15 protein-coding genes and 1 pseudogene are annotated in these 11,591 nt (G+C 65.7%); 7 read left to right on the top strand and 9 right to left on the bottom strand.

All coding sequences use genetic code 11. The features are described 5' to 3' along the window. Positions 1–245 precede the first annotated feature (245 nt). A complete protein-coding gene (locus tag ACR9ZJ_RS17060; protein ID WP_481282415.1) occupies positions 246–1,007 on the top strand; it encodes an NRDE family protein in 762 nt (253 codons plus the stop codon). A 135-nt stretch (positions 1,008–1,142) separates the two neighbouring features. Beyond that, positions 1,143–1,937 (top strand): SDR family NAD(P)-dependent oxidoreductase, encoded by a 795-nt coding sequence (locus tag ACR9ZJ_RS17055; protein WP_481288422.1) that lies wholly within the window; start codon positions 1,143–1,145, stop codon positions 1,935–1,937. Positions 1,938–2,124: 187 nt separating this feature from the next. On the opposite strand, the gene ACR9ZJ_RS17050 is transcribed toward ACR9ZJ_RS17055, so the two are convergent. From ACR9ZJ_RS17050 to ACR9ZJ_RS17040, 3 genes are read right to left on the bottom strand one after another with little or no spacing between them, the layout of a single operon-like run. After that, positions 2,125–2,433, bottom strand: a complete 309-nt coding sequence (locus tag ACR9ZJ_RS17050) for a hypothetical protein (protein ID WP_481288421.1) — start codon at positions 2,431–2,433, stop codon at positions 2,125–2,127. Continuing rightward, a complete protein-coding gene (locus ACR9ZJ_RS17045; RefSeq protein ID WP_481288420.1) occupies positions 2,430–2,822 on the bottom strand; it encodes a YchJ family protein in 393 nt (130 codons plus the stop codon). Before ACR9ZJ_RS17045 ends, ACR9ZJ_RS17050 begins: the two co-directional genes overlap by 4 nt. 9 nt (positions 2,823–2,831) lie before the next feature. Further along, positions 2,832–3,368 carry a lipocalin family protein gene (locus ACR9ZJ_RS17040; protein WP_481288419.1) on the bottom strand — a complete coding sequence of 179 codons (537 nt, stop codon included), beginning with the start codon at positions 3,366–3,368 and terminating at the stop codon, positions 2,832–2,834. Between the two features lie 86 nt (positions 3,369–3,454). On the opposite strand from ACR9ZJ_RS17040, the gene ACR9ZJ_RS17035 reads away from it, so the two are divergent. After that, complete coding sequence (locus ACR9ZJ_RS17035) at positions 3,455–3,883, top strand: hypothetical protein (protein WP_481288418.1); 429 nt, start codon at positions 3,455–3,457, stop codon at positions 3,881–3,883. A gap of 142 nt (positions 3,884–4,025) precedes the next feature. Here ACR9ZJ_RS17035 and ACR9ZJ_RS17030 read toward each other — a convergent pair whose 3' ends face one another. From ACR9ZJ_RS17030 to ACR9ZJ_RS17010, 5 genes are all read right to left on the bottom strand, one after another. After that, positions 4,026–4,604 carry a HutD/Ves family protein gene (locus ACR9ZJ_RS17030; RefSeq protein WP_481288417.1) on the bottom strand — a complete coding sequence of 193 codons (579 nt, stop codon included), beginning with the start codon at positions 4,602–4,604 and terminating at the stop codon, positions 4,026–4,028. Continuing rightward, positions 4,601–6,697: an ATP-dependent DNA helicase DinG gene (gene dinG / locus ACR9ZJ_RS17025; protein ID WP_481288416.1), complete on the bottom strand. Its 2,097-nt coding sequence runs from the start codon at positions 6,695–6,697 to the stop codon at positions 4,601–4,603. The genes ACR9ZJ_RS17030 and dinG overlap by 4 nt, the downstream gene beginning before the upstream one ends. 68 nt (positions 6,698–6,765) lie before the next feature. Next, positions 6,766–7,047: a DUF2188 domain-containing protein gene (locus tag ACR9ZJ_RS17020; protein WP_481288415.1), complete on the bottom strand. Its 282-nt coding sequence runs from the start codon at positions 7,045–7,047 to the stop codon at positions 6,766–6,768. Positions 7,048–7,137: 90 nt separating this feature from the next. Next, a complete protein-coding gene (locus tag ACR9ZJ_RS17015) occupies positions 7,138–7,722 on the bottom strand; it encodes a DNA-3-methyladenine glycosylase I (protein WP_481288414.1) in 585 nt (194 codons plus the stop codon). A gap of 26 nt (positions 7,723–7,748) precedes the next feature. Next, positions 7,749–8,240, bottom strand: a complete 492-nt coding sequence (locus ACR9ZJ_RS17010; RefSeq protein WP_481288413.1) for a DUF1993 domain-containing protein — start codon at positions 8,238–8,240, stop codon at positions 7,749–7,751. A 257-nt stretch (positions 8,241–8,497) separates the two neighbouring features. Here ACR9ZJ_RS17010 and ACR9ZJ_RS17005 point away from each other — a divergent pair, with 257 nt between their 5' ends. Together ACR9ZJ_RS17005 and ACR9ZJ_RS17000 are read left to right on the top strand one after the other, a co-directional pair. After that, on the top strand, positions 8,498–9,454 hold the full coding sequence (locus ACR9ZJ_RS17005) for an ABC transporter ATP-binding protein (protein WP_481282430.1): 957 nt from the start codon (positions 8,498–8,500) through the stop codon (positions 9,452–9,454). Then, entirely contained in the window at positions 9,451–10,212 is a 762-nt protein-coding gene (locus ACR9ZJ_RS17000) for an ABC transporter permease (RefSeq protein WP_481282431.1), read from the top strand. Before ACR9ZJ_RS17005 ends, ACR9ZJ_RS17000 begins: the two co-directional genes overlap by 4 nt. Positions 10,213–10,267: 55 nt before the next feature. On the opposite strand, the gene ACR9ZJ_RS16995 is transcribed toward ACR9ZJ_RS17000, so the two are convergent. After that, entirely contained in the window at positions 10,268–10,774 is a 507-nt protein-coding gene (locus ACR9ZJ_RS16995; RefSeq protein WP_481288412.1) for a DUF1993 domain-containing protein, read from the bottom strand. A gap of 102 nt (positions 10,775–10,876) precedes the next feature. Between ACR9ZJ_RS16995 and ACR9ZJ_RS16990 the strand changes: the two genes are divergently transcribed. Both ACR9ZJ_RS16990 and ACR9ZJ_RS16985 read left to right on the top strand, forming a co-directional pair. Beyond that, positions 10,877–11,479 carry an FUSC family protein gene (locus ACR9ZJ_RS16990; protein ID WP_481288411.1) on the top strand — a complete coding sequence of 201 codons (603 nt, stop codon included), beginning with the start codon at positions 10,877–10,879 and terminating at the stop codon, positions 11,477–11,479. Continuing rightward, positions 11,476–11,591: pseudogene (locus tag ACR9ZJ_RS16985) on the top strand (VIT1/CCC1 transporter family protein); the annotation flags it as partial. The gene ACR9ZJ_RS16990 and the pseudogene ACR9ZJ_RS16985, both read left to right, overlap by 4 nt.

Genomic DNA, 11,591 nt, shown 5'->3' with positions numbered 1-11,591 from the left:
GCCCTGCAATACCTGGTGGGAGCCGACTTCGTCGGCGATCCCGCGGCAGCGGGCCCGGCCGAGGAAGCACCCATCGCCGGCATAGCCGGCTCCCACAAGGGGCACGGGTTGGGCAAGCACCCATCGCCGACAAGGTCGGCTCCCACCAGAGCGGCTTCCACCTTGGGTAGTAGCCATCAGTCCCGATTCCCGAATGGCGGCACGAGAGCGCACAATAAGCCGATGCTCCCCCGAGCCAAGTCCCCATGTGCCTGATCGCCTTCGCCTGGCGCACCCACCCGCGCTGGCGCCTCGTCCTCGTCGGCAACCGAGACGAATTCCATGCCCGCCCCACCGCACCGCTCGCCCCCTGGGACGAAGCGCCGCAAATCCTCGCAGGCCGTGACCTGGAAGCCGGCGGCACGTGGGCCGGCGTGGGAGCGCAGGGACGAGCCAGCGTGATCACCAACGTGCGCGACATGTCCGCGGACCATAGCGGCCTTTCGCGAGGCCTGCTGGTCGCCGACTATCTTGGCTCGACCCTTCCGGCTCGTGCGCACGCGATCGAGTTGATGGCCAGCGCCAAGGACTACCGTCCGTTCAACCTGCTGACCTTCGATCGTGACGACGCGTACTACCTGGGCAACCATCCGAACGCGCGTGCACAACCTGTCGAGCCGGGCACCCATGGACTGAGCAACGCCGACTTCAACGCCCCATGGCCAAAAACACGCGCCCTGGTGCACCGCCTGGATGAGTGGCTGAAAGAAGGCAAGGAAGACGACATCGACGCCCTGTTCGCCATGCTCTCCGACCAGGGCCGCTGGCCGGACGATCTCCTGCCCGACACCGGCATCGGCATCGAACGCGAGCGTTTCCTTTCGAGTGCTTTCATCGTCGGCGAGAACTACGGCACACGGGCCAGCACCGTGATCCTCGTCGATCATGAGGACCGTACCCTGATCGCGGAACGGCGTTTCGGCCCCCACGGCGTGCCGGCGGGCGAGACCCGCCTGTCCGTTGCATAGGCCGCCTGCGCCTCGTTGTTCTTGGCTTTCAGGCGAGAGTCTTTTGCCTTCCAGGCGATTGAATCGCCCAGCGCATGCCCCGACGATGGATGGGTACGCCAAGCCGCGTCCTTTCATCAACCTCCCGGAGTCACCATGAATATCGACCTCAGCAAGCGCAGCGCCATCGTCAGCGGTTCCACCGCGGGTATCGGCCTGGCCATCGCCACCGGCCTCGCCGCCGCCGGCGCGTCCGTCGTCGTCACCGGCCGCACGCAAGCGCGCGTCGACGAAGCCATCGCCTCCGTGAAGAAGGCCGTCCCCGGTGCGACGGTGAGCGGCGTCGCCGCCGATCTCGGTACCGCCGAAGGCGCCGCCACCCTCATCAAGGCCGTGCCCGACACCGACATCCTCGTCAACAACCTCGGCATCTTCGAGCCGAAGGATTTCTTCGATATCGACGACGCCGAGTGGACGCGCTTCTTCGAAGTGAACGTCACTTCGGGTGTGCGCCTGTCACGCCACTACGCCAAGGGCATGGCACAGCGTGGCTGGGGTCGCGTGCAGTTCATCTCCAGCGAATCGGGCATCCAGGTTCCCGCCGAGATGGTTCACTACGGCGTGACCAAGACCGCCCAGCTGGGCGTGTCGCGCGGTTTGGCCGAGGTGCTCTCCGGCACCGGCGTGACGGTGAATGCGATCCTTCCGGGACCGACCTTGTCCGAAGGCGTGAGCGAGTTCTTCGGCAAGATCGCGCAGAGCCAGGGCAAGAGCCTCGACGAGGTCGAGCGCGACTTCATCCAGACCCACCGGCCGACGTCGCTCATCAAGCGCCTGCTGAGCGTCGAGGAAGTGGCCAACGTCTCCGTCTATCTCGCCTCCGAGCAGGCATCCGGCACCACCGGCGCCTCGATCCGCGTCGACGGCGGCGTCACCCGCTCCATCATCTGATCGAGCGCCGCGCTGGAAGCAGCTTCGCGTGTCTGGGGCTGCTTCATGTGTGGGAGCAGTTTGTTGTGCAAGCCGCTTGTTTGTGTGAGTCGCTTGTTGTGGGAGCCGCTTCAGCGGCGATCCCGCGGCAGCGGGCCAGGTACCGGCAAGCATCCATCGCCGCTGAAGCGGCTCCCACACACGCCATTCAATCGCCCAGCTGACAGATGATCCGCGCAAAGGCCCCATCGTTCCGCTGAAACTCCGGCCGTGGCGAATGGAACCGTTGTTCGCTCAGTGTCACCGAAGTTACCCGATCCATCCGGAAGAACTTCCATCCGGCGGACGCGCCCGACGCGCTTTCGCCGGATACCTGGTAAGCACTCAACAATCGGTCACCCGCGTGATCTTCGCCGTACACATGCGGTTGCACCAGCCGCGCCGCGCCTCCGTACTCCACCAGCAACAACCGCATGGAGGCGATGGCCTCGCAAATCGTCGCCTCGAAGCGTGTCACGACACGTCTCCGTCCACATAAAACCAGTGCCCGTCCTCGCGCACGAACCGGCTGGTTTCATGCATGCGCTCCGCGCTACCACCACCCATCCGCAATCGCGCGACGAACTCGACGATGGCCGTGTCCGGCGTGGGGTTCTCATGGCGTTTGACGCTCAAGCCGAGCCATGTCGGCTTCGGTGCCTGCGTGGCCAGGCCAAGTGAAGCCGGTCGCGTGCTCTGGTGCCATGTGTCGAGCAGGTAGGTCTCCAGGCCGAGCACGTAGGCGCTATAGCGCGACCGCATGAGTGCTTCGGCTGTTGGTGCGGGTTCGCCCGAGTGCCATCGGCCGCAGCAGACGGTGTACTCGGCACGCCCACAGGGACAATGATTCATTGCGATCTTTGCCATGTAGTCGTCCTAGATAACGTCGCCCGACACGATCAACCCCGACAAGTCATACCCCATCGCCACGGCTCGCGCCTTTAACATCTCGAACGTCTTCCGATCCAGCGTCGGCTGCCGCGACAGTATCCAGAGATACTTCCGTCCCGGTTGCCCGACCATGGCCCACTGGTAGTCATCGTCCAGCGCCACGACCCAATAGTCCGCCCAGGCCAGCGGTAGCCACGACAGCCATTTCGGCGCGAAGCGCACCTCCAGCTTGCCCTGGGCGAAGGGTTCCGGCCGACGTGCCACGCCGTCGCTGGCGATGGTCGTACCTTCGGCGGCGACGCATTCGTTGTGCACTGCAACGGTACCGTCAGGCAGTGGCGCATAGCGCGCGGTGACGGGCCCTGTGCACTTGCGCTGGAAGTACATCGGCAGGCGGGCGATCTCGTGCCATGTGCCGGCGTAGCGGGCGAGGTCCAGGTGGGGGACGGCGGTCACCGGCGTGGTCGCGACGACGGTGGTCGTGGCCATGGAGCCGATCAGGGCGATGAATACGGAGCGCATGGCTGGATTCCTTCGGGACGACCCCCTACGATGCCCACGGGGAGTGAACGTCGTTTGAACCGCTCTGCATCGGGGCATGCCATCGCATGGACAGGAATCCACCTCTCGTCCGCCGACCGCTGCTGAGGCGGTTGCGGGAGCGTCTTGTCGCGCGGGTGGCGGTGCGGTTCGATCGCGACGCGGGCGCCATCGTCGCGTGCCCGGGACGCTTGCGGATGCGGGAAGTGTCGATCGATCGCATCGTGCGCATTGAAGCCGGCAATCGCGACGATGCCGCGTACGACATGGTGTTTCTTTTCTTCCACGTCGAGGGGGAAGAAACACTCGTGGTGTCGGAAATGGACAAGGGCTTCGCCGTGCTGGTCGATGACCTGCGACTTTATTTTCCTGGGATCGAGTACTGGCAGCGTGCCGTACCGCCGGTGGCGTTCCAGCTGACGTCGGTGGATCTCTGGACGCGGGCGTCGGCGGGTGCGTCGGGTGGCGAGGGTGACGTGGTGGATAGTGCGGCGTGAGGTCGTCGGGGCGTTGATGATCTTGGTGGGGAAGAGCATCGCCGACAGGGTCGGCTCCCCACGAGCGGGTTGCGGCGGACGATCAGGTCGCGGCGGTCTGGTGGGAGCCGACCTTGTCGGCGATAGCACTTCGACAGGAACGTCAGGCTTCGCCAACCACGACGACGAGCGCCGTGGCGCCGTGCGGCAACTCGAGATGGCGAGGCGCCCCGGCCAAGTCACCCTGAGCGCAAGCCTGTCCAACAACCGAATCACCCTGACGGCAGAGTTGCCCCTCGATGTACGCATCGCCGCGAGCCATATGGAGGAGTACGGCGTCTTTCGCCAACGTCGCACTCACAGGCCCGCGCATGACATCGACACGCCCATGCCGCACACCACGTCGCACCATGAGGTTGAAGTCGCGCGTCGCGCCACCCGCTAACGTCACGTCGACGCGAGCTTCGCCCGGAAAATCGCAGGGCAAGAGTGGAACGGTCAGCGCATGCTCACGCTCCCCGTCCAGCGTCATCGTGAACCCATCGCCCTCCAGCAGCACGATGGTGCGGTCGATGCCCGGAAACGTGGAGAACGGCGAAGCCGTGTCGACATCCGCGATGCTGACGCGCCAGAGGAAATCGTCCATCGACGCGCCGGCTGGCTCCACGGCGATCTCACGCGTGACACCGAGGCCGTTCTTCCACGGCACCGCTTTGAGGTCATCGAAACGAAGGATCGTCATGCGACGCGCTCGATCTCGCGGGCGAAGGGCGGCAGCGCGCGAAGCATGCCCGTGCCGTAGCGTTTCGTGATCACGCGACGGTCGAGCAGCACGATGCGGCCCGTGTCGGTTTCAGTACGGATGAGCCGGCCGCAGTACTGCGTGAGCAGGCGCGTGGCATCCGGCACGCTCACTTCGATGAAGGGATTGCGTCCCCGCGATTCCAGCCATTCCGCATACGTGGCACCGACAGGGTCCGTGGGCACGGCGAACGGCAACTGAGTGACGACGACGGTCTCGCAGAGCTTGCCCGGCAAGTCCAGGCCTTCGCCGAACGAGGCGAGCCCGAACAGGGTGCTTCCCTTCCCGGCGTCGATGTCTTCGCAATGCTCGGCGATGAGTTGCGACTTCGACAACGAACCCTGCGCGCGCACCTTGCGCACGAACTCGATCGGCAGGATCTGCAGCACGCGATCGAGCTTCGCCCGCGATGTGAAAAGCACGAGGTTGCCCGCGTTCCAGTCGAGGTACTTGGCCAGCCACTCGGACACTTCGCGTGCGTGGCCTTCGCGGTCGTCCGGCAAGGTCTTCAGCGCGGGTACTTCGAGCCTAGCCTGCTTCTCGAGGTCGAACGGCGAAGGCAGGCTGAGCGTGATGGCGTCGTTGGGCAGGCCCACCGAATCCGCGAAGCCGCGGAAGTTGCCTCCGGCGCTCAGCGTGGCGGAGGTCATCACCACCGCGGACGCATTGTCCCAGAGCACGCTGCGCAGCAGCCCGCCGGCCGAGACGGCGGAGGCGTGGCAGACCAGCTGTTGTTCCGGCGTCATGCTGACCCAACGGGCCAGGGGCGGATTGTTTTCGCGGTCGTCGGTGGACCAGGCGTACCAGGTGCGTACCTGGCGATCGAGGCGCTCCAACGCCACGCCCAGTTCGCGCGACAAGGCTTCCTGTGTCGGGCCGCCGGCTTCCATTTCCACTACGGTGCGGCGCACGGTGCGCAACCAGCGCTGGATATCCTTGGTGATGAGATGCAGGTGCTCGGCGTGCATCTTCCAGTTTTCCGGAAGCTGGCCGAGCGACGCGCGGAACACCGGGTCGGTCTCGCTCGACGAGGGCGTCCACGACAGGCGGATCTCGCGCTCGATCTCCTCGAGTGCGTTGGACATCGCCAGCAGCTTCTCGTCTCCCGCTTCCAGGGTGAGGTTGCCGATGCTTTCCTTGTCGGTGAGCGAATAGGCGCCATGGATCTGGTTTTGCAGGCGGCCGATCCGGCGCACGGCGGTGGCGAGGTGCACGTCGGCGGCGCCACGGTCGATCGCCTTGCCAGGGACGTGGTGCGCTTCGTCGAAGATGTACAGCGTGTCTTCCGGCTTGGGCAGGATCACGCCGCCGAAGGTGTCTTCGTCGCGTGGCATGGTGAGGTCGGCCAGCACGAGGTCCTGGTTCGCCACGACGATGTCCGCTTCGCCGATGGCACGACGGGCGAGGAAGAACGGACAGACGGCGAAGGCGCCGCACTTGCGGCCCGTGCAACCGCCGGCGCTGGTGGTGACCATGCCGCGGACGAGGTCGGAGAGCGGCTCGGGGCTGGTATCGATGTCGCCGTTCCACTCTCGCGATTCGAACGCCTTGCCGAGTTTCTCGATGGCCTTGGTGTCGCGCTCGGCGGGCGGGCGCGACCACAAGGCGAGATCGGCGTCGAACTCGAAGCCGCCCTGTGCCGAGGGCTCCGCGCCCGCCGCGCGCAGGTTGCGTGGGCAGAGATAACGGCCACGGCCCTTGGCCAGCGCCACCTTGGCTTCCACGCCACACAAGGTGAGGTATTGCGGGATGTCGCGCTGGACGAGCTGTTCCTGCAACGCCACCGTGGCCGTTGCGATCACCAGTTTCTTCTTCTGCGCGCGAGCCACTTCGAGCCCGGCGATCAGGTAAGCCATGGACTTGCCCGTGCCGGTCGGTGCCTCGATCACGGCGGCGCCCGCCGGCTCGGCCAGCGCCTTGGCCACCTCGGCGATCATCTTCAGCTGCGAGGCACGCCCACGGAACCCCGCAAGGCCGTCCTTCAGCCGCGCATAGGCGGCGCGGATCGCGGCTTTGGTGTCGTCGGTGAGCATCGGGCAGGCATGGGAACGTGCGGGGCAACCTTGCAAGGTTACCCTATCGTCGTCTCAGCCCACGAGGCTCAGGCGTGGCGGTTCATTCCGGTGGACGGCGTGGGAAGGCCGGGAACGAGTCCGGCGACCACGAAGGTATGTTCTTCCCACGTTCCGTCGGCCTGCTGCACATGGATCTCGACGGGACGGCCGAGGCTGTCGGACAGGCCCGGGGCCAAGGCTTCCGCGGCGGAGATCGCCGCAGCCTGCGAGGCATACCGGCCCAGCGGAAGCGAGGCACGGCGCACGATCCACGGTCCCTGTGTCGATTCGCTGTATGGAATGAACAGTTGGGCGGAACTGGAAGCCATGGGACCCTCTCGATGGTGGGTGTGCCAGACGGGCGAGGCCACCACTGCGGCCTCGCGCTCCACGCTACGCCAAATCGGCTAAAAAACCCGTTAACCCTTGGCGGACAAAGGATTCGAGGATACTTCCCCGCGCCGGAAACAATCGGGGGCATGGCTGTTGATGAGGCCGGTGGCCTCCATCCAGGCAAACACGATGGTGGGTCCGACGAAAGTAAATCCGCGGGCCCGCAAGGCCTTGGATACCCGCTCGGACAAGGGACTGTTCGGCGGCACCGGGCCCTCCCAGACGAGGGGCTCGCCGTCGACGAAGCCCCAGGCGAAGCGGGCGAAATCCTCGCCGGCGTCGCGCATGGCCAGATAGGCCCTGGCATTGCGAATCGCCGCCTCGATCTTGCTTCGCGAGCGGATGATGGCGGCGTCGGACAGGAGGCGTTCGACGTCACGCGGCCCATAGGCGGCGACACGCTCCGGATCGAAGCCATCGAAGGCCTGCCGGAAACCTTCGCGGCGGGCGAGGATCGTTCGCCACGAGAGTCCCGCCTGGAAGCCATCGAGGATCAGCTTCTCCCAGAGCTTGCGGCTGTCGCGCTCGGGCACGCCCCATTCGCGGTCGTGGTACCCGCGCATGAGGTCGTCGGCGTCGCCCCAGGGGCAGCGTACGAGGGGAAGCGTCACGCGGCAGCTCGCGCGTTCACCATGGATTACCCGCCGAAACCCAGGTAATCGAGTTTGCCCACGCTGACACCGTTGTGGCGGAGGATGTCGTACGCGGTGGTCACGTGAAAGAAGAAGTTGGGGATGGCGAAGGTCAGCAGGTACGACGCGCCGGTGAAGCTGTGCTCGGTGTCCTTGAACTTGCGCGAGATCTCGCGCGTGGCGCCGGCTTCCAGCGCTGCGCGGTCCACCGATTGAATCCAGGCCACCGTGGCGTCGATGCGCTTGCGTAGGTCGGCGACGGTGGCTTCGTTGTCTTCGAACGACGGTGGCTGCACGTCGCCAAGGCGCGCGACGGCGAATTTCGCCGTGTCGCTGGCGCGCTGGACCTGGCCAGCGAGATTCAGCATGTCCGGGGCGAGCCGGGCTTCCACCAGGGAGTCGCCGCCGTGTGCCTCCGCCTTGGCGAGAAGGTCGGAGAGGACGCGGAAGCCGCGGACGAAGACGGGAGCGGAGGCGTCGTAGGTGGAGATGCTCATGCGGTGGTGTCTCTTGAGGTGGGCGACCCGGTTCGACGTGGGGATGCCACAAGGTTTCGACAAGCCCGACGCCCTGGTGGGAGCCGACCTTGTCGGCGATCCCGCGGCAGCGGGCCAGGGTTAGGCAAGCACCCATCGCCGCTGAAGCGGCTCCCACCAGGCTTGCCTGGCTCCCACCAAGCCTACCACCAAGCCTCGCACCGGGGATCGTTCGGGTCTACCATCGGCCGCCTTACCCACCGATCCCGCGGGTCCCCATGCCGCCACTCGATGCCACCACCTCCGCGCCCGACGCCATCGTCGCGATACGCGGCCTCTCCAAGACCTACAAGACCGGTTTCCAGGCGCTCAAGCGCGTGGACCTGGAAATCCGCCGGGGCGAGATCTTCGCCCTGCTCGGCCCCAACGGCGCAGGCAAGACGACGCTGATCAGCATCGTCTGCGGCATCGTCAATGCCAGCGAGGGCAGCGTGACCGTCGACGGCCACGACATCGCACGCGACTACCGCGCATCGCGAGGGCTGATCGGCCTCGTGCCGCAGGAACTGTCCACCGATGCCTTCGAGACGGTGTGGGCCACGGTGAAGTTCAGCCGCGGGCTCTTCGGCAAGCCCGCGAATCCGGACTACCTGGAAAAGATCCTGCGCGAGCTTTCGCTGTGGGAAAAGCGCGACTCGAAGATCATGACCTTGTCCGGCGGCATGAAACGCCGCGTGCTGATCGCCAAGGCGCTGGCGCACGAGCCGCGCGTGCTCTTCCTCGACGAACCCACCGCCGGCGTGGACGTGGAATTGCGTCACGACATGTGGCAGATGGTCCATCGCCTGCGTGAATCGGGCGTCACCATCATCCTCACCACGCACTACATCGAGGAAGCGGAAGAGATGGCCGATCGCATCGGCGTCATCAACCGTGGCGAACTGGTGCTGGTGGAAGAAAAGCACACGCTGATGCGCAAGCTGGGCAAGAAGCAGCTGTCGCTGCAATTGCAGACACCGTTGCAGTCCGTGCCGGAAGGCCTGGCGAACTGGCCGCTGGAGTTGTCGGCCGATGGCGGTTGCCTCATCTATACCTTCGACACCCAGGGCCAGGACACCGGCATCGCGGAGTTGTTGCGCAAGCTCGGCGAGCTCGGCATCGACTTCAAGGACCTGCATTCGAGCGAGAGTTCGCTCGAGGACATCTTCGTCAGCCTGGTGAGGGCCCGCGCATGAACGTCTACGCGATCCGCGCCATTTATCGCTTCGAGATGGCCCGTACCTTCCGCACGCTGATGCAGAGCATCGCCTCGCCGGTGCTTTCCACGTCGCTCTACTTCGTCGTCTTCGGCGCCGCCATCGGTTCGCGCATGGGCGAGGTGGGTGGCGTGAGCTACGGTGCCTTCATCATTCCCGGCCTGATCATGCTGTCGTTGCTCAACGAGAGCATTTCCAACGCCGCCTTCGGCATCTACATGCCGAAGTGGGCCGGCACCATCTACGAATTGCTTTCGGCGCCTGTATCTTACGTGGAAGTGGTGCTCGGCTACGTCGGCGCGGCCGCGACCAAGTCGGTCATCCTGGGTTTGCTCATCCTCGTGACCGCACGGCTCTTCGTGGACTACGAGATCCTGCATCCGTTCTGGATGGTGGCCTTCCTGCTGCTCACCGCCGTCACCTTCAGCCTGTTCGGCTTCATCATCGGCCTGTGGGCAGACGACTTCCAGAAGCTGCAGGTCGTGCCGTTGATGGTGATCACGCCATTGACCTTCCTCGGTGGCAGCTTCTACTCGATCTCGATGCTGCCGCCGGTCTGGCAGAAGATCACGCTGTTCAATCCGGTCGTGTACCTCGTCAACGGGTTTCGCTGGAGCTTCTACGGCAAGGCGGATGTGAACGTGGTGGTCAGCGCGGGCATGACGGTGGGCTTCCTGCTGGTCTGCCTCGCGGTGGTGTGGTGGATCTTCCGCACGGGTTGGAAGCTGAAGTCGTAATCGGAACGAAGCCGCTGGAATCCCGCGTGCGCGGGATTCCAGCGGCTTTCCCGGCTCACGCCTTGCCGAGGAAATCCGCCTTGCCCAGCACCACGCCCACGCCACGCAGGATCGCGTAGGCCGTGGTGGTGTGGAAATACACGTTCGGCAGCACGAAGTTCAGCAGGTAGTCCTGACCGCGCGTGCGCATCTCGCCGCTGCGCATCTTCAGCACGATCTCGCGCTCCTCGCTGCCTTCGAACTGCGCGGGCTTGAACGACTCCAGCATCCCGATCACCTTCGCGATGCGGGCCTGCAGGTCCTCGAAGGTCGCTTCGTTGTCTTCCATTTTCGGCGGCTCTTCGCCGGCCAGGCGATAGACGGCGCCCTTGCTCATGTCCGTGGCGATCTGCACCTGCCGGATGAGCGGGAACATGTCCGGCGTGATACGCGTGTTGAGCAGCACCTCGGGCGCGATGTTGCGCTCGGCCGCGTGCGCGGCGCCCTTGGCGAGCACGCCGGAGAGGTTGGTCAGGGCACGGACCAATACAGGCACGCAGGTCTGGTACATCGTGATGGACATGGCTTCGTAAACTCTTGTGGTGGGTGTCGGCCGGCCGACCGCGGCGACGTATTGTGCGGGGTCGTTGGCGGCGCGTCGACGGCGGCGGGTTAGGATGGGCGCATGAGCCCACCGGATGCGCACCCCTCCCGTACCGACGCCGCCTTGCGGATGATTCGCCTGCGCCGGGCGCAACGGGCGCTGGACGGACTGTTCCGTTCGTTGCCGCTCGGCCGCCGGGTCCGTACCGGGGTGTTCATGGCGTTCAAGACCGTGCTCTCAGCCCTGGTCGCCTACGCGATCGGGCACGCGCTGCATACCGAACAGGCGTTCTGGGCCGCGATCAGCGCCGTGGCGGTGACCCAGCCACGCTTTGGCGATACCCGCGGCGCAGGCCGCGATCGCTGCCTGGGCACGATCTTCGGTGGCGTCGCCGGCCTGCTCGGCCTGTGGATCGGGGGCAGCGGCGACATGCTTTCATTCGGGCTGGCGCTGGGGCTGGTCACTCTGGCCTGCTGGACGGCGAACGCGGGACCGGCCGCGCGTATCGGTGGCATCACCACCGCCATCGTGCTGCTTGTTCCTAGCCAGGGGCCTCGATGGGAGGTTCCCTTGTACCGTCTGGGCGAGGTCATCCTCGGCACGCTCTGTGCGCTCGCCATCGGGTGGATGGTGTCGCGCCTCGAAGAACATGCGGACCGCAAACAGGAAACGGAGGCACCATGATCTCTCGAACGCGCCACCGCGAGCGGCATCGGCTCGACCGGATCGGCTGGTTGCGCGCCGCCGTGCTCGGTGCCAACGACGGCATCCTCTCCACGGCCAGCCTGCTGGTGGG

Source organism: Luteibacter sp. KNZ12-1A (genome assembly GCF_056755675.1).
Note: the sequence above shows the minus strand (reverse complement) of the source record. Positions and strands in the feature narration are given on the sequence as shown.

Excerpts from the sequence above, each read along its gene's own strand:
- ACR9ZJ_RS17045 (WP_481288420.1), bottom strand. The coding sequence starts at position 2,822 with ATGGCAAAGATCGCAATGAATCATTGTCCCTGTGGGCGTGCCGAGTAC.
- ACR9ZJ_RS17005 (WP_481282430.1), top strand. The coding sequence starts at position 8,498 with ATGCCGCCACTCGATGCCACCACCTCCGCGCCCGACGCCATCGTCGCG.
- ACR9ZJ_RS17040 (WP_481288419.1), bottom strand. The coding sequence starts at position 3,368 with ATGCGCTCCGTATTCATCGCCCTGATCGGCTCCATGGCCACGACCACC.
- ACR9ZJ_RS17010 (WP_481288413.1), bottom strand. The coding sequence starts at position 8,240 with ATGAGCATCTCCACCTACGACGCCTCCGCTCCCGTCTTCGTCCGCGGC.
- ACR9ZJ_RS16995 (WP_481288412.1), bottom strand. The coding sequence starts at position 10,774 with ATGTCCATCACGATGTACCAGACCTGCGTGCCTGTATTGGTCCGTGCC.
- ACR9ZJ_RS17030 (WP_481288417.1), bottom strand. The coding sequence starts at position 4,604 with ATGACGATCCTTCGTTTCGATGACCTCAAAGCGGTGCCGTGGAAGAAC.
- ACR9ZJ_RS17060 (WP_481282415.1), top strand. The coding sequence starts at position 246 with ATGTGCCTGATCGCCTTCGCCTGGCGCACCCACCCGCGCTGGCGCCTC.
- ACR9ZJ_RS17055 (WP_481288422.1), top strand. The coding sequence starts at position 1,143 with ATGAATATCGACCTCAGCAAGCGCAGCGCCATCGTCAGCGGTTCCACC.
- dinG (WP_481288416.1), bottom strand. The coding sequence starts at position 6,697 with ATGCTCACCGACGACACCAAAGCCGCGATCCGCGCCGCCTATGCGCGG.
- ACR9ZJ_RS16990 (WP_481288411.1), top strand. The coding sequence starts at position 10,877 with ATGAGCCCACCGGATGCGCACCCCTCCCGTACCGACGCCGCCTTGCGG.
- ACR9ZJ_RS17020 (WP_481288415.1), bottom strand. The coding sequence starts at position 7,047 with ATGGCTTCCAGTTCCGCCCAACTGTTCATTCCATACAGCGAATCGACA.
- ACR9ZJ_RS17035 (WP_481288418.1), top strand. The coding sequence starts at position 3,455 with ATGGACAGGAATCCACCTCTCGTCCGCCGACCGCTGCTGAGGCGGTTG.
- ACR9ZJ_RS17000 (WP_481282431.1), top strand. The coding sequence starts at position 9,451 with ATGAACGTCTACGCGATCCGCGCCATTTATCGCTTCGAGATGGCCCGT.